The sequence below is a fragment of the Marihabitans asiaticum genome, from assembly GCF_007828725.1.
In the GTDB taxonomy this organism is placed as follows: Bacteria; Actinomycetota; Actinomycetes; order Actinomycetales; family Dermatophilaceae; genus Marihabitans; species Marihabitans asiaticum.
In genome coordinates, this window is the sequence record NZ_VIUW01000001.1 from 795,831 (window position 1) to 813,705 (window position 17,875).

Annotated in this window: 27 protein-coding genes; all 27 read left to right on the forward strand. The window is 67.9% G+C overall.

Annotated elements, in window-relative coordinates; translation table 11 throughout:
• Positions 1 to 52: 52 nt before the first annotated feature.
• The 27 genes from fusA to map all read left to right on the forward strand — a co-directional run bounded on the left by fusA (position 53) and on the right by map (position 17,725).
• Positions 53 to 2,167 (forward strand): elongation factor G, encoded by a 2,115-nt coding sequence (gene fusA, locus FB557_RS03800; RefSeq protein ID WP_144855648.1) that lies wholly within the window; start codon positions 53 to 55, stop codon positions 2,165 to 2,167.
• Between the two features lie 111 nt (positions 2,168 to 2,278).
• Positions 2,279 to 3,472 carry an elongation factor Tu gene (gene tuf / locus FB557_RS03805; protein WP_144855650.1) on the forward strand — a complete coding sequence of 398 codons (1,194 nt, stop codon included), beginning with the start codon at positions 2,279 to 2,281 and terminating at the stop codon, positions 3,470 to 3,472.
• 192 nt (positions 3,473 to 3,664) lie between these two features.
• Entirely contained in the window at positions 3,665 to 4,741 is a 1,077-nt protein-coding gene (locus tag FB557_RS03810; RefSeq protein WP_144855652.1) for a YihY/virulence factor BrkB family protein, read from the forward strand.
• Positions 4,742 to 5,118: 377 nt separating this feature from the next.
• Positions 5,119 to 5,427 (forward strand): 30S ribosomal protein S10, encoded by a 309-nt coding sequence (gene rpsJ, locus FB557_RS03815; protein ID WP_012867945.1) that lies wholly within the window; start codon positions 5,119 to 5,121, stop codon positions 5,425 to 5,427.
• A 14-nt stretch (positions 5,428 to 5,441) separates the two neighbouring features.
• Positions 5,442 to 6,098: a 50S ribosomal protein L3 gene (rplC, locus tag FB557_RS03820; protein WP_246074381.1), complete on the forward strand. Its 657-nt coding sequence runs from the start codon at positions 5,442 to 5,444 to the stop codon at positions 6,096 to 6,098.
• A gap of 1 nt (position 6,099) precedes the next feature.
• Positions 6,100 to 6,750, forward strand: a complete 651-nt coding sequence (gene rplD / locus FB557_RS03825) for a 50S ribosomal protein L4 (RefSeq protein ID WP_144855654.1) — start codon at positions 6,100 to 6,102, stop codon at positions 6,748 to 6,750.
• Complete coding sequence (rplW, locus tag FB557_RS03830; protein WP_144855656.1) at positions 6,747 to 7,046, forward strand: 50S ribosomal protein L23; 300 nt, start codon at positions 6,747 to 6,749, stop codon at positions 7,044 to 7,046. The genes rplD and rplW overlap by 4 nt, the downstream gene beginning before the upstream one ends.
• A 28-nt stretch (positions 7,047 to 7,074) precedes the next feature.
• Positions 7,075 to 7,911 carry a 50S ribosomal protein L2 gene (rplB, locus tag FB557_RS03835; RefSeq protein ID WP_144855658.1) on the forward strand — a complete coding sequence of 279 codons (837 nt, stop codon included), beginning with the start codon at positions 7,075 to 7,077 and terminating at the stop codon, positions 7,909 to 7,911.
• A gap of 13 nt (positions 7,912 to 7,924) precedes the next feature.
• Positions 7,925 to 8,206, forward strand: coding sequence for a 30S ribosomal protein S19 (rpsS, locus tag FB557_RS03840; RefSeq protein ID WP_144855660.1), 282 nt, complete (start codon positions 7,925 to 7,927; stop codon positions 8,204 to 8,206).
• Between the two features lie 32 nt (positions 8,207 to 8,238).
• A complete protein-coding gene (rplV, locus tag FB557_RS03845) occupies positions 8,239 to 8,616 on the forward strand; it encodes a 50S ribosomal protein L22 (RefSeq protein WP_144856087.1) in 378 nt (125 codons plus the stop codon).
• On the forward strand, positions 8,616 to 9,428 hold the full coding sequence (gene rpsC, locus FB557_RS03850) for a 30S ribosomal protein S3 (RefSeq protein WP_144855662.1): 813 nt from the start codon (positions 8,616 to 8,618) through the stop codon (positions 9,426 to 9,428). Before rplV ends, rpsC begins: the two co-directional genes overlap by 1 nt.
• Complete coding sequence (gene rplP / locus FB557_RS03855) at positions 9,428 to 9,847, forward strand: 50S ribosomal protein L16 (RefSeq protein ID WP_144855664.1); 420 nt, start codon at positions 9,428 to 9,430, stop codon at positions 9,845 to 9,847. The genes rpsC and rplP overlap by 1 nt, the downstream gene beginning before the upstream one ends.
• Positions 9,847 to 10,089 carry a 50S ribosomal protein L29 gene (gene rpmC / locus FB557_RS03860; RefSeq protein ID WP_144855666.1) on the forward strand — a complete coding sequence of 81 codons (243 nt, stop codon included), beginning with the start codon at positions 9,847 to 9,849 and terminating at the stop codon, positions 10,087 to 10,089. Before rplP ends, rpmC begins: the two co-directional genes overlap by 1 nt.
• Positions 10,086 to 10,388, forward strand: coding sequence for a 30S ribosomal protein S17 (rpsQ, locus tag FB557_RS03865; protein WP_144855668.1), 303 nt, complete (start codon positions 10,086 to 10,088; stop codon positions 10,386 to 10,388). Before rpmC ends, rpsQ begins: the two co-directional genes overlap by 4 nt.
• Positions 10,385 to 10,753: a 50S ribosomal protein L14 gene (gene rplN / locus FB557_RS03870; RefSeq protein ID WP_144855670.1), complete on the forward strand. Its 369-nt coding sequence runs from the start codon at positions 10,385 to 10,387 to the stop codon at positions 10,751 to 10,753. Before rpsQ ends, rplN begins: the two co-directional genes overlap by 4 nt.
• 4 nt (positions 10,754 to 10,757) lie before the next feature.
• Complete coding sequence (rplX, locus tag FB557_RS03875; protein ID WP_211356470.1) at positions 10,758 to 11,096, forward strand: 50S ribosomal protein L24; 339 nt, start codon at positions 10,758 to 10,760, stop codon at positions 11,094 to 11,096.
• 1 nt (position 11,097) lies between these two features.
• A complete protein-coding gene (gene rplE / locus FB557_RS03880) occupies positions 11,098 to 11,688 on the forward strand; it encodes a 50S ribosomal protein L5 (protein WP_144855672.1) in 591 nt (196 codons plus the stop codon).
• A gap of 1 nt (position 11,689) precedes the next feature.
• Positions 11,690 to 11,875, forward strand: coding sequence for a type Z 30S ribosomal protein S14 (locus tag FB557_RS03885; RefSeq protein ID WP_144855674.1), 186 nt, complete (start codon positions 11,690 to 11,692; stop codon positions 11,873 to 11,875).
• 172 nt (positions 11,876 to 12,047) lie between these two features.
• Complete coding sequence (gene rpsH, locus FB557_RS03890; protein ID WP_144855676.1) at positions 12,048 to 12,446, forward strand: 30S ribosomal protein S8; 399 nt, start codon at positions 12,048 to 12,050, stop codon at positions 12,444 to 12,446.
• A gap of 11 nt (positions 12,447 to 12,457) precedes the next feature.
• On the forward strand, positions 12,458 to 12,994 hold the full coding sequence (rplF, locus tag FB557_RS03895; RefSeq protein ID WP_144855678.1) for a 50S ribosomal protein L6: 537 nt from the start codon (positions 12,458 to 12,460) through the stop codon (positions 12,992 to 12,994).
• 3 nt (positions 12,995 to 12,997) lie between these two features.
• Complete coding sequence (rplR, locus tag FB557_RS03900; protein ID WP_144855680.1) at positions 12,998 to 13,372, forward strand: 50S ribosomal protein L18; 375 nt, start codon at positions 12,998 to 13,000, stop codon at positions 13,370 to 13,372.
• A 37-nt stretch (positions 13,373 to 13,409) separates the two neighbouring features.
• Positions 13,410 to 14,105, forward strand: a complete 696-nt coding sequence (gene rpsE, locus FB557_RS03905) for a 30S ribosomal protein S5 (protein ID WP_144855682.1) — start codon at positions 13,410 to 13,412, stop codon at positions 14,103 to 14,105.
• Positions 14,105 to 14,287 carry a 50S ribosomal protein L30 gene (gene rpmD, locus FB557_RS03910; protein WP_144855683.1) on the forward strand — a complete coding sequence of 61 codons (183 nt, stop codon included), beginning with the start codon at positions 14,105 to 14,107 and terminating at the stop codon, positions 14,285 to 14,287. Before rpsE ends, rpmD begins: the two co-directional genes overlap by 1 nt.
• Before the next feature lie 2 nt (positions 14,288 to 14,289).
• Positions 14,290 to 14,790 carry a 50S ribosomal protein L15 gene (rplO, locus tag FB557_RS03915; RefSeq protein ID WP_144855684.1) on the forward strand — a complete coding sequence of 167 codons (501 nt, stop codon included), beginning with the start codon at positions 14,290 to 14,292 and terminating at the stop codon, positions 14,788 to 14,790.
• Between the two features lie 198 nt (positions 14,791 to 14,988).
• Entirely contained in the window at positions 14,989 to 16,311 is a 1,323-nt protein-coding gene (gene secY, locus FB557_RS03920) for a preprotein translocase subunit SecY (RefSeq protein WP_144855685.1), read from the forward strand.
• Positions 16,311 to 16,874, forward strand: coding sequence for an adenylate kinase (locus FB557_RS03925; RefSeq protein ID WP_144855687.1), 564 nt, complete (start codon positions 16,311 to 16,313; stop codon positions 16,872 to 16,874). Before secY ends, FB557_RS03925 begins: the two co-directional genes overlap by 1 nt.
• Positions 16,874 to 17,725: a type I methionyl aminopeptidase gene (map, locus tag FB557_RS03930; protein WP_144855689.1), complete on the forward strand. Its 852-nt coding sequence runs from the start codon at positions 16,874 to 16,876 to the stop codon at positions 17,723 to 17,725. Before FB557_RS03925 ends, map begins: the two co-directional genes overlap by 1 nt.
• Positions 17,726 to 17,875: the final 150 nt, after the last annotated feature.

The following is a 17,875-nucleotide window of genomic DNA, read 5'->3' on the forward strand; positions in this document are numbered from 1 at the left end:
GGGCCGCACGGCGGCCCCCAAGACGAACCCGCAACGAGCGAGAGAGACACACGTGGCACAGGACGTCCTGACGGACCTCACGAAGGTCCGCAACATCGGCATCATGGCGCACATCGACGCCGGCAAGACGACGACGACTGAGCGCATCCTCTTCTACACCGGTGTCAACCACAAGATCGGTGAGACCCACGACGGTGCGTCGACCACCGACTGGATGGAGCAGGAGAAGGAGCGCGGCATCACGATCACGTCGGCCGCGGTCACCTCGTTCTGGGAGGGCACCCAGGTCAACATCATCGACACCCCCGGCCACGTCGACTTCACCGTCGAGGTGGAGCGCAGCCTGCGCGTGCTCGACGGCGCGGTCGCGGTCTTCGACGGCAAGGAGGGTGTCGAGCCCCAGTCCGAGACGGTGTGGCGCCAGGCGGACAAGTACGAGGTCCCGCGCATCGCCTTCGTCAACAAGATGGACAAGCTGGGCGCCGACTTCTACTTCACCGTGCAGACGATCAAGGACCGCCTCGGCGCCGAGCCGCTCGTGATGCAGCTGCCGATCGGCGCGGAGAACGACTTCGTCGGCGTGGTCGACCTGCTCTACATGCGCGCGCTCGTGTGGCCCGGCGACGCCAAGGGTGACGTCACCATGGGCGCCGAGTACGAGACCCGCGAGATCCCCGAGGACCTCCAGGCCAAGGCCGAGGAGTACCGCCAGCACCTCGTCGAGCGGGTCGCGGAGTCCGACGACGACCTCATGGAGAAGTACCTCGGCGGCGAGGAGCTGACCGTCGACGAGCTCAAGGCGGGCATCCGCAAGCTCACCGTCAACTCCGAGCTGTACCCGGTCTTCTGCGGGTCCGCCTTCAAGAACCGCGGCGTGCAGCCGATCCTCGACGCCGTCAAGGACTACCTGCCGAGCCCGGTCGACGTGCCCCCGATGCACGGCCACGCCCTCGGCGACGAGTCGGTCGAGGTGCTGCGCAAGCCGGCCAAGGACGAGCCGTTCGCGGCGCTGGCGTTCAAGGTCGCCTCGCACCCCTTCTTCGGCACGCTGACCTTCATCCGCGTGTACTCCGGGCACATCTCCGCCGGCACCCAGGTCCTGAACTCCACCAAGGAGAAGAAGGAGCGCATCGGCAAGCTGTTCCAGATGCACGCCAACAAGGAGAACCCGGTCGGGGACGCGATGGCGGGCCACATCTACGCCGCCATCGGCCTGAAGAGCACGACGACCGGTGACACCCTCTGCTCCCTCGAGGAGCCGGTGGTGCTGGAGTCGATGAGCTTCCCCGAGCCGGTCATCCAGGTGGCCATCGAGCCCAAGACCAAGGGCGACCAGGAGAAGCTCGGCACCGCGATCCAGAAGCTCGCCGAGGAGGACCCGACCTTCCAGGTGTCCCTGGACGAGGAGACCGGTCAGACGATCATCGCCGGCATGGGCGAGCTGCACCTCGACATCCTCGTGGACCGGATGAAGCGCGAGTTCAAGGTCGAGGCCAACGTCGGCAAGCCCCAGGTCGCCTACCGCGAGACCATCCGCCGCTCGGTGGAGAAGTACGACTACACCCACAAGAAGCAGACCGGTGGGTCGGGTCAGTTCGCGAAGGTCCAGCTCAACTTCGAGCCGCTGGAGACCACCGACGGCGAGATGTACGAGTTCGAGAACAAGGTCACCGGTGGCCGCATCCCGAAGGAGTACATCCCCAGCGTCGACGCGGGCATCCAGGACGCCATGCAGTACGGCGTGCTCGCCGGCTACCCGATGGTCGGGGTCAAGGCCACGCTGCTGGACGGCGCCTACCACGACGTCGACTCCTCGGAGATGGCGTTCAAGATCGCCGGCTCGATGGCCTTCAAGGAGGCCATCCGCAAGGCCGACCCGGTCCTGCTCGAGCCAATGATGGCCGTCGAGGTGCGCACCCCGGAGGACTACATGGGTGACGTCATCGGCGACATCAACGCCCGCCGTGGTCAGGTCCAGGGCATGGAGGACATCAGCGGCGCCAAGATGGTCCGCGGGCTCGTCCCCCTGTCCGAGATGTTCGGCTACGTCGGTGACCTCCGCTCCAAGACCCAGGGTCGGGCGAGCTTCTCGATGGAGTTCGACTCCTACGCCGAGGTCCCCAAGGCGGTGTCCGAGGAGATCATCAAGAAGACCCGCGGCGAGTGACGGGTAGCATTACCCGAATCCGACGCGTTCCACGCAACACCCCCATGAACGACGCCATGTCCAGGCAGGATCACGGCGTAACCAAGAAGAAGTCCTGAGGAGGACAAGCAAGTGGCGAAGGCAAAGTTCGAGCGGTCCAAGCCGCACGTCAACATCGGCACCATCGGTCACATCGACCACGGCAAGACGACGCTGACGGCCGCGATCTCCAAGGTGCTGCACGACAAGTACCCGGAGCTGAACGAGGCGTCCCCGTTCGACTCGATCGACAAGGCGCCCGAGGAGAAGCAGCGCGGTATCACCATCTCCATCGCGCACATCGAGTACCAGACCGAGAAGCGTCACTACGCGCACGTCGACTGCCCCGGTCACGCCGACTACGTGAAGAACATGATCACCGGCGCGGCCCAGATGGACGGCGCGATCCTCGTGGTCGCCGCCACCGACGGCCCGATGCCGCAGACGAAGGAGCACGTCCTCCTGGCCCGCCAGGTCGGCGTCCCCTACATCATCGTCGCGCTGAACAAGTCGGACATGGTCGACGACGAGGAGATCATGGAGCTCGTCGAGATGGAGGTCCGCGAGCTGCTGTCCTCCTACGAGTTCCCCGGCGACGACGTCCCGGTCGTGCGCGTCTCCGCGCTCAAGGCCCTCGAGGGCGACGAGAAGTGGAGCAACTCCATCCTCGAGCTCATGGACGCGGTCGACGAGAGCATCCCCGAGCCCGAGCGTGACGTCGACAAGCCGTTCCTCATGCCGGTCGAGGACGTCTTCACCATCACCGGTCGTGGCACCGTCGTCACCGGCCGTATCGAGCGTGGCGTCCTCAACGTCAACGACGACATCGAGATCGTCGGCATCCGCGAGGGCAAGACGACCACGACGGTCACCGGCATCGAGATGTTCCGCAAGCTGCTCGACGAGGGCCGCGCGGGCGAGAACGTCGGTCTGCTGCTTCGCGGCACCAAGCGTGAGGACGTCGAGCGCGGGCAGGTCATCTGCAAGCCGGGCTCGATCACCCCGCACACCGAGTTCGAGGGTCAGGTCTACATCCTGTCCAAGGACGAGGGTGGCCGGCACACGCCGTTCTACGACTCCTACCGTCCGCAGTTCTACTTCCGGACCACGGACGTCACCGGTGTCGTGAGCCTGCCCGAGGGCACCGAGATGGTCATGCCCGGCGACAACACCGACATGAAGGTCGAGCTCATCCAGCCGATCGCCATGGAGGAGGGCCTGAAGTTCGCCATCCGTGAGGGTGGCCGGACCGTCGGCGCCGGCCGGGTCACCAAGATCCTCAAGTGATCCACCGCTGACTCAAGGTCAGCACCTCGCGAAGGGGGCCGATCCACTACGGGTGGGTCGGCCCCCTTCGTCATGCCGAAGGGGGAGTGTCGCCGCTGGTCAAAGGCCCATGGGGGAGCGAAGGAGGCATAGGCTGGGGCCTAGATCAGCGCCTGGAGCACCAGGTGACCAACCCGAGCCACAAGGGGAGACATGGCCAGCGAAAGCTCCGCCTCGACCAAGGCGTCAACGGCGCCGCATCCCGAAGACGACCGTAAGCCGGGCACTCCGACCGAGCTCGACGGACGGACGTGGAAGTACGTGCTCGGCAAGGCAGTCTCGGAGTTCTCCAGGGACCAGTGCACGCTCCTCGCCGCCGCCCTGACCTACTACGGCGTCCTCTCGCTCTTCCCGGCCCTGCTCGCGGTGGTCTCCCTCCTCGGTGTCTTCGGCCAGGGGGAGAGCACGACCAACGCGATCCTCGACCTGATCAACCGCTTCGGCTCCGGCAGTGCTGCCGACCAGCTCGAGGGCCCGATCTCGAACATGGTCAACGCCAGCGGTGCCGGGATCGGTCTTGTCGTCGGTCTGCTGGGTGCGCTCTGGTCGGCGTCGGGTTACGTCACCGCGTTCGGCAAGGCGATGAACACGATCTACGAGGTCGACGAGGGCCGCCCGATCTGGAAGCTGCGCCCGCAGATGCTCCTCGTCACCGCCGGCCTGGTCGTGCTCGCCGTCCTCCTGGCGCTCGGCCTCGTCGTGTCCGGTGGGGTGGCCGACGCGATCGGCAGCGTGATCGGCCTCGGCGACACCGCGGTGATGGTCTGGGGGATCGCCAAGTGGCCGGTCATGCTCCTGCTCGTTGTGGTGATGGTCGCCTCGCTCTACTACTTCACCCCCAACGTGCGCCATCCCGCGTTCCGCTGGGTCACCCCGGGCGCCGCCGTCGCGATCCTCGTGGCGATCCTCGCGACCGTCGCGTTCGGCTTCTACGTGGCGAACTTCAGCTCCTACAACGCCACCTACGGCTCGCTGGCCGGCGTGATCATCTTCCTGCTGTGGCTGTGGATCATCAACACGGTCCTCCTGCTCGGGGCCGAGGTCGACGCCGAGATCGAGCGGGGCCGCCAGCTCCAGGCCGGGATCGAGGCGGAGGAGGAGATCCAGCTCCCGCCGCGGGACACCGCGGCCTCGGAGAAGGCGGAGGAGAAGGAAGAAGAGTCCGTCGCCAAGGGGCGCAAGATCCGGATGAGCGCGCGGCACTCGGGCCGCAACGGCAGGGACGACTGACCCCGTCGGGGGCGGCGTAAGCCCCCGTGCGCTCGGGCGCGCGGGCCGCTCAGGTGACCGCACTCCAGAGCCGGTTCCGCCCGGATTTGTCCGGCCGGGACCGGCTCTGGCACACTAGATGGGTTGCTTGATGTGCGACAGCCGCTCACGGCCGTCGCCACCCCGGGACAAGTAAATCGAACCGCCATCGACGGCGGGGCGACCTGACCGGGAGGATCAAGCTCCGGCTCGACCGGACCGCCGACTCGGACGTCATGCCCGCATGGGCTGACGTGCGCTGCGGAGCGGGTGCGACACACCCGACCGCGTGGGTCGGAGGTCCGGCAGGGCCGGCCAGAACAGACCACTGCACGACGGCGAGAAAGAGACAGGCTCAGATGGCCGGACAGAAGATCCGCATCCGACTGAAGTCGTATGACCACGAGGTCATCGACAGCTCGGCGCGCAAGATCGTCGACACGGTGACCCGTGCCGGCGCGACGGTTGTTGGCCCGGTGCCGCTGCCCACGGAGAAGAACGTGTTCTGCGTGATCCGGTCGCCGCACAAGTACAAGGACAGCCGCGAGCACTTCGAGATGCGTACGCACAAGCGACTCATCGACATCATCGACCCGACGCCCAAGGCCGTCGACTCGCTCATGCGGCTCGACCTGCCTGCGGACGTCAACATCGAGATCAAGCTCTGATCGCAGGGAAGACCATGACTACTGTTATCGACAAGACCGTCAAGGGCATCCTCGGCGAGAAGCTCGGTATGACCCAGGTCTGGGACGACGAGAACCGTCTCGTCCCCGTGACCGTCATCCAGGCTGGGCCGTGCGTCGTCACGCAGGTCCGTACCACCGAGACCGACGGCTACGAGGCGGTCCAGATCGCCTTCGGCGCCATCGACCCGCGCAAGGTCAACAAGCCCGAGGGTGGCCACTTCGAGAAGGCCGGGGTCACCCCCCGTCGCTACACCATCGAGCTGCGGACCTCCGATGCCTCCGAGTACTCGCTCGGCCAGGAGCTCACCGCCGAGGTGTTCGCGGGCGGCGACCTCATCGACGTCACCGCGACCACCAAGGGCAAGGGCTTCGCCGGTGTCATGAAGCGGCACGGCTTCCACGGCGTGGGCGCCAGCCACGGTGCGCACCGTAACCACCGCAAGCCGGGCTCGATCGGTGGCTGCGCCACCCCGGGCAAGGTCTTCAAGGGCATGCGGATGGCCGGTCGCATGGGTGGGGTGCGCCAGACCACGCAGAACCTGACCATCCACTCGGTCGACGCCGAGAAGGGCCTGCTGCTCGTCAAGGGCGCCGTCCCCGGCCCCCGCGGCAGCGTCGTCCTCGTCCGCAACGCGGTGAAGGGAGCCTGACGTGCCGACGATCGACATCCTCAGCCCGGCCGGCGAGAAGTCCGGCACGGTGGAGCTGCCCGCCGAGGTCTTCGACGTGCAGACCAACGTCCCGCTGATCCACCAGGTCGTCGTGGCCCAGCTCGCCGCGGCGCGCCAGGGGACCCACGCGACGAAGACTCGCGGTGAGGTTCGCGGTGGCGGGCGCAAGCCGTACCGCCAGAAGGGCACCGGCCGTGCCCGTCAGGGCTCGACCCGCGCCCCTCAGTTCGCCGGCGGTGGCACCGTCCACGGCCCGCAGCCGCGTGACTACACCCAGCGCACCCCGAAGAAGATGAAGGCGGCCGCCCTGCGCGGTGCCCTGTCCGACCGTGCTCGCCACGGACGGATCCACGTCCTCTCCGCGCTCGTCGAGGGTGAGGTTCCGTCGACCAGGTCGGTCGCCGGTGTCCTCTCCTCGCTCTCCGAGCGCCGGAACCTCCTCGTGGTCCTCGACCGTGGTGACGAGGTCGCGATCAAGAGCGTGCGCAACCTGCCGGACGTCCACGTCCTGTGGAGCGACCAGCTCAACACCTACGACGTGCTCTGCGCCGACGACGTGGTCTTCACCCAGGCGGCGCTCGAGGCCTTCCTCGCCGGCCCGTCGAAGCAGACCGAGGAGGACTCCCAGTGAGCATCACCGCCAAGGACCCCCGCGACATCCTCATCCGTCCGGTCGTCTCGGAGAAGTCGTACGCGCTGCTCGACGAGGGCAAGTACACCTTCGTCGTCGACCCGCGGGCGAACAAGACCGAGATCAAGATCGCGATCGAGCAGATCTTCGACGTCAAGGTCGAGTCGGTCCACACGATGAACCGCCCGGGCAAGACTCGCCGGACCCGCTTCGGGATGGGCAAGCGCAAGGACACCAAGCGCGCGATCGTCACCCTCCGTGAGGGCGCGATCGACATCTTCGGCGGCCAGGGCTGACCGGGGAAGACAAGGAACGTAACTGACTATGGCTATCCGCAAGTACAAGCCGACCACGCCCGGTCGCCGCGGCTCCTCGGTCGCCGACTTCGTCGAGGTGACCCGCTCCACGCCGCAGAAGTCGCTCGTCCGCCCGCTGACCAAGAGTGGTGGCCGCAACGCCAGCGGCCGCATCACGACCCGCCACATCGGCGGCGGTCACAAGCGCGCGTACCGGGTCATCGACTTCCGTCGCCACGACAAGGACGGCGTGCCGGCCAAGGTCGCGCACATCGAGTACGACCCCAACCGCACCGCGCGCATCGCGCTGCTGCACTACGCCGACGGCGAGAAGCGCTACATCCTCGCGCCGAACCGCCTGAAGCAGGGTGACCCGATCGAGAACGGCCCCTCGGCCGACATCAAGCCGGGCAACAACCTGCCGCTGCGCAACATCCCCACCGGTACGACCATCCACGCGGTGGAGCTGCGTCCGGGCGGGGGCGCCAAGCTGGCCCGCGCCGCCGGCGCGAGCATCCAGCTGCTCGGCAAGGAAGGCACGCTCGCCTCCCTTCGCATGCCCTCGGGTGAGATCCGCCGCGTCGACGTGCGCTGCCGCGCCACCGTCGGCGAGGTCGGCAACGCCGAGCAGAGCAACATCAACTGGGGCAAGGCCGGCCGGATGCGGTGGAAGGGCAAGCGCCCGACCGTCCGTGGTGTCGTGATGAACCCCGTGGACCACCCGCACGGTGGTGGCGAGGGCCGCACCTCCGGTGGCCGTCACCCCGTCTCGCCGTGGGGCACGCCCGAGGGCCGCACCCGGCGCCCCGGCAAGGCGAGCGACAAGATGATCGTCCGCCGTCGTCGTACCGGCAAGAAGCGCTGATAGGAGCCTGGAGATGCCTCGTAGTCTGAAGAAGGGCCCCTTCATCGACGACCACCTGCAGAAGAAGGTGGACGCTCAGAACGAAGCGGGCACGAAGAACGTCATCAAGACCTGGTCGCGTCGTTCGGTCGTCAGCCCGGACATGCTCGGCCACACCTTCGCCGTGCACGACGGCCGCAAGCACGTCCCGGTGTTCGTCACCGAGGCGATGGTCGGGCACAAGCTCGGCGAGTTCGCCCCGACCCGCACCTTCCGCGGTCACGTGAAGGACGACAAGAAGGGACGTCGTCGCTGATGGCTACCACCGAGACCACCCAGACCCAGCCCCTGGAGGCCCGCGCCGTCGCGCGGTTCGTCCGGGTCACGCCGATGAAGGCGCGCCGGGTCGTCGACCTCATCCGTGGCAAGGACACCCAGACCGCCATCGCCACGCTGCAGTTCGCCCCTCAGGGCGCGGCCGAGCCGACGCTGAAGGTGCTGCAGTCCGCGATCGCGAACCTGCGCGTCAAGGCCGACGAGGCCGGGGAGGCGTTCGACGAGCGCAACCTCGTGATCTCCTCCGCCTTCGTCGACGAGGGTCCGACGATGAAGCGTTTCCGCCCGCGGGCCCAGGGCCGCGCCGGCCGGATCAACAAGCGCACGAGCCACATCACCGTCCTCGTCACGAGCAAGCCTGAGAAGGCCGCGAAGGGAGGGACCCGCTGATGGGTCAGAAGATCAACCCGCACGGCTTCCGTCTGGGCATCACCAACGACCACAAGAGCCGCTGGTTCGCCGACTCCAGCAAGGAGGGGCAGCGCTACCGCGACTACGTCAAGGAAGACGTCGCGATCCGCAAGCTGCTCTCCACCGGCATGGAGCGCGCCGGCATCGCTCGCGTCGAGATCGAGCGCACCCGTGACCGCGTCCGGGTGGACATCCACACGGCGCGTCCGGGCATCGTCATCGGTCGCCGCGGCGCCGAGGCCGACCGCCTGCGTGGTGAGCTGGAGAAGCTCACCGGCAAGCAGGTGCAGCTGAACATCCTCGAGGTGAAGAACCCCGAGATCGAGGCTCAGCTCGTCGCCCAGGGCATCGCCGAGCAGCTGGCCGCCCGCGTCACCTTCCGTCGCGCCATGCGCAAGGGCATCCAGTCCGCGCAGCGCGCCGGCGCGAAGGGGATCCGGATCCAGTGCTCCGGTCGGCTCGGTGGCGCCGAGATGTCGCGCAGCGAGTTCTACCGCGAGGGTCGGGTGCCGCTGCACACGCTCCGCGCGAACATCGACTACGGCTTCTACGAGGCCCGCACGACCTTCGGCCGCATCGGGGTCAAGGTCTGGATCTACAAGGGCGACATGACGGAGAAGGAGTTCGCCGCCCAGCAGGCGTCCGCCGCTCCGCGTGGCCGCGGCCCCCGTCGCGACCGCGACGACCGTCCGGCCCGCGCCCGCCGCAACCAGCAGACCGAGGGCGGCGCTCCTGCCAGCCAGGAGGCGGCTGCCTCGGCCCCGACGACCAGCGAGGGAGAGAACAGCTGATGCTGATTCCTCGTCGAGTGAAGCACCGCAAGCAGCACCACCCGGACCGCACCGGCATGGCCAAGGGCGGCACGACGATCGCCTTCGGCGACTACGGCATCCAGGCTCTCGAGCCGGCCTACGTCACCAACCGGCAGATCGAGTCGGCCCGTATCGCCATGACCCGCTACATGAAGCGTGGCGGCAAGGTGTGGATCAACATCTACCCGGACCGACCGCTGACGAAGAAGCCCGCCGAGACCCGCATGGGGTCCGGCAAGGGCTCGCCGGAGTGGTGGGTCGCCAACGTCAAGCCCGGCCGCATCATGTTCGAGATCTCCGGTGTCAACGAGGAGGTCGCCCGCGAGGCGATGCGTCTGGCCATGCACAAGCTGCCGATGAAGTGCCGCTTCGTCGCGCGTGAAGGTGGTGACATCTGATGGCAGTCGGTTCCAAGGACCTGACTCCCGCCGAGCTGCGTCAGCTGGCCGACGACCGTCTGGTCGACGAGCTGCGCAAGGCCAAGGAGGAGCTGTTCAACCTCCGGTTCCAGTCGGCCACCGGCCAGCTGGAGTCCCACGGCCGCCTTCGGGCCGTCCGCAAGGACATCGCCCGGATCTACACCGAGATGCGTGAGCGTGAGCTCGGCATCGGTCAGGCCCCGGCGGGTGAGAGCAAGTGAGCGAGAACGTGAAGGAAGAGACCGTGAGCGAGACCGCCCAGAGCTCGGAGCGGAACTACCGCAAGACCCGCCGTGGCTACGTCGTCAGCGACAAGATGGACAAGACCGTCGTCGTCGAGGTCGAGGACCGCGTCAAGCACGCCCTGTACGGCAAGGTCATGCGCAAGAGCCACAAGGTCAAGGCCCACGACGAGGGCAACGTCGCCGGTATCGGTGACCACGTCCTCATCATGGAGACCCGTCCGCTGTCGGCCACCAAGCGCTGGCGCCTCGTCGAGATTCTGGAGAAGGCCAAGTGATCCAGCAAGAGTCCCGGCTCCGGGTTGCCGACAACACCGGCGCCAAGGAGATCCTGTGCATCCGCGTGCTCGGCGGCTCCGGCCGCCGCTACGCCGGCATCGGTGACACGATCGTCGCCACGGTCAAGGACGCGATCCCCGGCGGCAACGTCAAGAAGGGCGACATCGTCAAGGCCGTCATCGTGCGCACCAGCAAGGAGCGCCGCCGCGTCGACGGGTCCTACATCCGCTTCGACGAGAACGCCGCGGTCATCCTCAAGGCCGACGGGGACCCGCGCGGTACCCGCATCTTCGGCCCGGTCGGCCGCGAGCTGCGCGACAAGAAGTTTATGAAGATCGTCTCGCTCGCCCCGGAGGTGCTCTAGAGCCATGGCGAAGATGAAGATCAAGAAGGGTGACCTCGTGCAGGTCCTGTCCGGCAAGGACAAGACCAAGCAGGGCAAGGTCATCGCCGTGCACACCGAGACCCAGCGTGTCACCGTCGAGGGCGTCAACCGCGTCACCCGCCACACCAAGGCGGGCATGGGCGGTCAGGCCGGCGGCCTGGTCGTCCAGGAGGCGCCGATCCACGTGAGCAACGTGGCGATCGTCGACCCCGAGGACAACAAGCCGACCCGGATCAAGACCCGCGTCGAGACGGTCGAGCGCGACGGTCGCAGCAAGACGAGCCGGACCCGCGTCGCGGGCCGCTCGGGCAAGGACCTCTGAGATGACTGAGACCATCGAGACCCCCGAGACCGCGTCGGCCGAGCGGACCACGCCGCGGCTGAAGCAGCGCTACGCCGACGAGATCAAGTCCGGCCTGCAGGAGCAGTTCGGCTACGAGAACGTCATGCAGGTGCCCGGCCTGGTGAAGGTCATCGTCAACATGGGCGTCGGCGACGCGGCGAAGGACAGCAAGCTGATCGAGGGCGCGATCCGCGACCTCACGGCGATCACCGGCCAGAAGCCGCAGGTCACCAAGGCCCGCAAGTCCATCGCGCAGTTCAAGCTGCGCGAGGGCATGCCGATCGGCGCGCACGTCACCCTCCGCGGTGACCGGATGTGGGAGTTCCTCGACCGGCTCGTGTCGGTCGCGCTCCCGCGCATCCGCGACTTCCGCGGTCTCTCGCCCAAGCAGTTCGACGGCCGCGGCAACTACACCTTCGGTCTGACCGAGCAGTCGATGTTCCACGAGATCGACCAGGACAAGATCGACCGGGTGCGCGGCATGGACATCACCGTGGTCACCACGGCGACGAACAACGACGAGGGCCGCGCTCTGCTCAAGGCGCTCGGCTTCCCGTTCAAGGAGAACTGACATGGCCAAGACCGCTCTGATCAACCAGGCCAACAAGAAGCCGAAGTTCAAGGTGCGCGCCTACACGCGCTGCCAGCGCTGCGGCCGGCCGCACTCGGTCTACCGCAAGTTCGGCCTGTGCCGGATCTGCCTGCGCGAGATGGCGCACCGCGGCGAGCTGCCCGGGGTCACCAAGTCCAGCTGGTGAGCCCAGCGGGATCCAGCGGCCACCGGCCGGCCTGGTCCCGCCCCCCCGGCGAAGGGGGGAGACCCCCCTTCGCCAGTGCCGTCCCGGCACGACCTATGAACCGTCTCTACATCGAAGGTCGCCACAGGAATCCCCTGGGGTGAAACCGCGGTGAGGAAGGGCCAGGAAGCCCATGACCATGACCGACCCGATTGCGGACATGCTGACCCGCGTCCGGAACGCCAACTCGGCGCACCACGACGAGGTCTCCATGCCGTTCTCGAAGCTGAAGTCGCACATCGCAGAGATCCTCCAGGCGGAGGGTTACATCGCGGGGTGGACCGTGCAGGACGCGACCGTTGGCCAGACGCTGACGATCAACCTCAAGTACGGGCCCAACCGTGAGCGCTCCATCGCTGGGGTGCGCCGGGTGTCCAAGCCCGGTCTGCGGGTGTACGCCAAGTCGACCAACCTGCCGAAGGTCCTCGGTGGCCTGGGCGTCGCGATCATCTCGACGTCCTCTGGTCTCCTGACCGACAAGCAGGCCGCGAGCAAGGGTGTGGGCGGGGAAGTCCTCGCCTACGTCTGGTAAGGGAGAGCATCATGTCGCGAATCGGACGACTCCCGGTCACCATCCCCAGCGGTGTCGACGTGTCCATCGACGGGGCGAAGGTCACCGTCAAGGGCCCCAAGGGCGAGCTGAGCCACGTCGTGGCCGAGCCGATCACGGTCGAGCAGGGCGAGGACGGCATCGCCGTCAGCCGCCCCGACGACGAGCGTGAGTCCCGGAGCCTGCACGGCCTGACCCGCTCGCTGATCAACAACATGGTGGTCGGCGTGACCGAGGGCTACGAGAAGAAGCTCGAGATCCACGGCACCGGCTACCGGGTGCAGAACAAGGGCGGCGCCCTGGAGTTCGCGCTCGGCTACAGCCACCCGATCACCATCGACCCGCCCGAGGGGATCACCTTCGCGGTCGAGAACCCCACCCGGTTCTCGGTCCAGGGCATCGACAAGCAGCTCGTCGGCGAGACCGCTGCCAACATCCGCAAGCTGCGCCGCCCCGACCCGTACAAGGGCAAGGGTGTGCGCTACGAGAACGAGCGCATCCGTCGCAAGGTCGGAAAGGCTGGTAAGTAAGCCATGGCTATGACTGTCAAGCGCGCCAAGGGCAAGGTCGCCGCGCGCGGCCGCCGGCACGTGCGCCTCCGCAAGAAGGTCACCGGCACAGCCGCCCGTCCGCGCCTGGTCGTGACCCGCTCCAGCCGCCACGTCTTCGTCCAGGTCGTCGACGACACCGTGGGCAAGACCGTCGCCTCGGCCTCCACGATGGAGACCGACGTCCGGTCGTTGACCGGCGGCAAGACCGAGCAGGCCAAGAAGGTCGGTGAGCTCGTCGCCGAGCGGGCCAAGGCGGCCGGCGTCGAGTCCGTGGTCTTCGACCGCGGCGGCAACAAGTACCACGGCCGGGTCGCGGCGATCGCCGACGGCGCCCGCGAGGGAGGCCTGGCGCTGTGAAGTCGCACAAGCAGAACGTCGAGAAGAGGAACATCTGATGCCCGGACCCCAGCGTCGAGGCGCCGGTGCCGCAGGCACCAACCAGCGCTCCAACGACAACCGCAACGACAACCGGAACGACAACCGCGGCCGCGGCGGCCGTGGCGGTCGCGACGGTGGCCGGGACAACCGCGCCGCCGACAACCAGTACCTCGAGCGCGTGGTGACCATCAACCGCGTGGCGAAGGTCGTCAAGGGTGGACGGCGCTTCAGCTTCACCGCCCTCGTCGTCGTCGGCGACGGTGACGGCACCGTGGGCGTCGGCTACGGCAAGGCCAAGGAGGTGCCCGCGGCGATCGCCAAGGGTGTCGAGGAGGCCAAGAAGGCGTTCTTCAAGGTCCCCCGGATCCAGGGCACCATCCCGCACCCCGTCCAGGGTGAGGCTGCCGCAGGCGTCGTCCTGCTCCGCCCGGCCTCGCCGGGTACCGGTGTCATCGCCGGTGGCCCGGTCCGTGCGGTCCTCGAGTGCGCCGGCATCCACGACGTGCTGAGCAAGTCGCTCGGCTCGGACAACGCGATCAACATCGTCCACGCGACGGTCGCGGCCCTGCAGGGTCTTGAGCGTCCGGAGGCCGTCGCCGCCCGGCGCGGTCTGCCGCTGGACGAGGTCGCTCCCGCCGCGATGCTGCGCGCGCAGGCTGCCGGACGCGAGGAGGCCCGTGCGGCCGCCGAGTCCGCGAAGGCAGGTGCGTGATGGCGCGACTGAAGGTGACCCAGACCCGTTCCGAGATCGGTGGCAAGCAGAACCAGCGCGACACCCTGCGCACCCTCGGTCTCAAGCGAATCGGCGACATCGTCGTCAAGGAGGACCGCCCGGAGATCCGGGGCATGGTCCGCACGGTCTCCCACCTGGTGACCGTCGAGGAGGTTGAGTGATCATGGCTGAGGCCAAGAAGAGCAGCGCGGGCGCGGCCGCCGGGAGCCCCGACGGCGCGACCCACGCGCTGAAGGTCCACCACCTGCGTCCCGCCCCGGGTGCCAAGACCGCCAAGACCCGTGTGGGTCGTGGTGAGGGCTCCAAGGGCAAGACCGCGGGCCGTGGCACCAAGGGCACCAAGGCCCGCTACCAGGTGCCCGAGCGGTTCGAGGGCGGCCAGACGCCGCTGCACATGCGGCTGCCGAAGCTGCGTGGCTTCAAGAACCCGTTCAAGACCGAGTACCAGGTCGTCAACCTGGACAAGATCGCCACCCTCTTCCCCGAGGGCGGCGACATCACCGCGGCCGACCTGGTCGCCAAGGGTGCGGTCCGCAAGGGCGCCCCGGTCAAGGTGCTCGGCACCGGCGAGATCAGCGTCAAGGTCAACCTGACCGTCGACGCCTGCTCCGCCAGCGCCAAGGAGAAGATCGAGGCCGCCGGCGGTTCGGTGACCGCGGCCTGAGGCACCCGATCTCGAGCGGCACACGAAGGGGTCTGACGGACGACTCGTCCGTCAGACCCCTTCGCCGTCTCAAGGCTCCGCCGTTGCACCTCGTTCGCCCGGCACAGCCGTGCCGGGTATCGTTCGCGTAGTTTCGCCCGCCCGTCGTGGCTGGCCCGCCCTGCTGGCGCCGACCTGCCACGAGCTATGGAGGATCACTTGCTCTCCGCCTTCACCCGCGCGTTCAAGACGCCGGACCTGCGTCGCAAGCTGCTCTTCACCCTGAGCATCGTCGTCCTCTTCCGGCTCGGGTCCTTCGTCCCGACGCCGAACGTCGACTACAACGCCGTCCAGACCTGCATCGCCGGCGCCCGCGACGACGCAGGCAGCTTCCTCGGGATGGCCAACCTCTTCAGCGGCGGCGCGCTGCTGCAGCTCTCGATCTTCGCGCTGGGGATCATGCCGTACATCACGGCGAGCATCATCGTCCAGCTGCTGACGGTGGTGATCCCTCGCTTCGAGGCGCTGAAGAAGGAGGGTCAGCAGGGTCAGGCGAAGATGACGCAGTACACGAGGTACCTCACCATCGCCCTGGCCGTTCTGCAGTCGGCGACCTTCATCACCTTCGCCCGCAACCCCAGCCAGCTCTTCGGCAACGCCAGCTGCACCAACATCCTCTACCGGGAGTCATTGCCGAGCATCCTCATCATGGTGCTCACCATGACCGCGGGCACCGGGCTGATCATGTGGCTCGGCGAGCTGATCACCGACAAGGGCGTCGGCAACGGCATGTCGATGCTCATCTTCACCTCGATCCTCGCGACCTTCCCCGGCGCGCTGTGGGGGATCCAGCAGCGCGAGGGCCGCTGGGACATCTTCTTCCTCGTCATCCTCATCGGCCTGCTCATCATCACCGCGGTCGTCTTCGTCGAGCAGAGCCAGCGGCGCATCCCGGTGCAGTACGCCAAGCGCATGGTCGGGCGCCAGATGTACGGAGGCACCTCGACGTACATCCCGATCAAGGTCAACATGGCCAACGTCATCCCGGTGATCTTCGCCAGCTCGATGCTCTCGCTGCCGATGATGGTGGCCCAGTTCCGCCAGGACCCCGCCGGCAACAACTCCGGGTGGGTCAACTGGCTGGTGACCAACTTCAACCCCGGCAACCCGACCTGGGTCTACGTCGTCGTCTTCACCGCGATGATCCTCTTCTTCACCTTCTTCTACGTCTCGATCACGTTCAACCCGACCGAGGTCGCGGACAACATGAAGAAGTACGGCGGGTTCATCCCCGGCATCCGAGCAGGTCGGCCGACCGCCGAGTACCTGAACTACGTCCTCTCGCGGATCACCGTCGCAGGTGCGATCTACCTCGCGCTGGTCTCGCTCATCCCGATCATCGCGCTGGTGCTTATCGGCGCCACCCAGAGCTTCCCCTTCGGCGGCACCTCGATCCTCATCATGGTCGGTGTGGGCCTGGAGACGGTGAAGCAGATCGAGTCCCAGCTCCAGCAACGTCACTACGAAGGGTTCCTACGCTGATGCGCCTCATCATCTTCGGCCCCCCCGGGGCAGGCAAGGGCACGCAGGCCGGCCGGATTGCCGAGCACTACGGCATCCCCGCGATCTCGACCGGCGACATCTTCCGTGCCAACATCAAGGGCCAGACCGAGCTGGGCAAGCAGGTCCAGGAGATCACCTCCAGCGGCGGCTACGTCCCGGACGAGATCACCAACGCGATCGTCGACGACCGCCTCATCGAGGACGACTGCGAGCCCGGCTTCCTCCTCGACGGCTACCCGCGCACGCCGGGGCAGGTCGATGCCCTCGACGCGATGCTCGCCGCTCGTGGTGAGTCCGTCGACCAGGTCGTGCTGCTGACCGTCGACACCGACGAGCTCGTCGACCGGCTGCTCAAGCGGGCCGCGACCGACGGCCGGGCCGACGACACCGAAGAGGTGATCCGCGAGCGGCTCGCCATCTACGAGCGCGAGACCGAGCCCCTGGCCGCGGTCTTCCGGGAGCGTGGCCTGCTCGTCGAGGTCGACGGCATGGGCGAGGTCGACGAGGTCAGCGAGCGCATCTTCGCGGCGCTGTCGCGCTGATGTCCTGGCTGGGCCGGGAGCGGGTGGCGGCCAAGACCGCCGAGCAGATCCGCGCGATGCGGGTGGCCGGGCTGCTCGTGGGGCGCACCCTGGAGATGCTGCGCGGTGAGGTGCGCGAAGGGGTGAGCACGGGTGACCTCGACGCCCTCGCCGAGAGCTTCATCCGGGACCACGGCGGGATCCCCAACTTCCAGCTCGTGCCGGGCTACTCCCACACCCTCTGCACATCGGTCAACGAGGAGATCGTCCACGGCATCCCGGGCGATCGGGTGCTGCGGGCCGGGGACCTGCTGAGCATCGACTGCGGTGCCGAGGTGCAGGGCTGGAACGGCGACTCCGCCATGACGGTCGTCGTCGGGGGCGACGAGGCGGCCCGGCCGGAGGACCTCGAGCTGAGCGCGGCCACCTACGACTCGCTGTGGGCCGGCATCGCCGCGCTGCACGCGGGCGGGCGGATCAGCGACGTCGGCGCGGCGGTCGAGGACAGCATCCGCGGCGCGGAGCGGCGCAGCGGACGGCGCTTCGGCATCGTCACCGACTACGTCGGGCACGGCATCGGCGAGGAGATGCACATGGCGCCGAACGTGCCCAACTTCCGCCACGGAGGCAAGAGCCCCGCCACCCCGGTCGGTACGACGATCGCCATCGAGCCCATGGTCACCCTGGGGGAGCAAGACAACCACGTGCTCGCCGACGAGTGGACGATCGTCACCGACGACGGCCAGCGGTCTGCCCACTGGGAGCACTCGGTCGCGCTGACCGAGGCCGGGCTCTGGGTGCTCACCGCCCTTGACGGTGGGGAGGCCGAGCTGGCGCGCGTGGGTGCCCCCTTCGGGCCGCTCGCAGACTGAGGCCGCGCGCTCGGCGCGCGGAGCACACCTCGGACACCGGGCCCGCTCGTGGCACCGCTCCGGGCGCTAGGGTGAAACGAGCAGATGCCCATCCCGCCCGCACCGGTGCTGGCTGACCTGGAGGAGCAACCTGACGTGACCGTCAGTCCC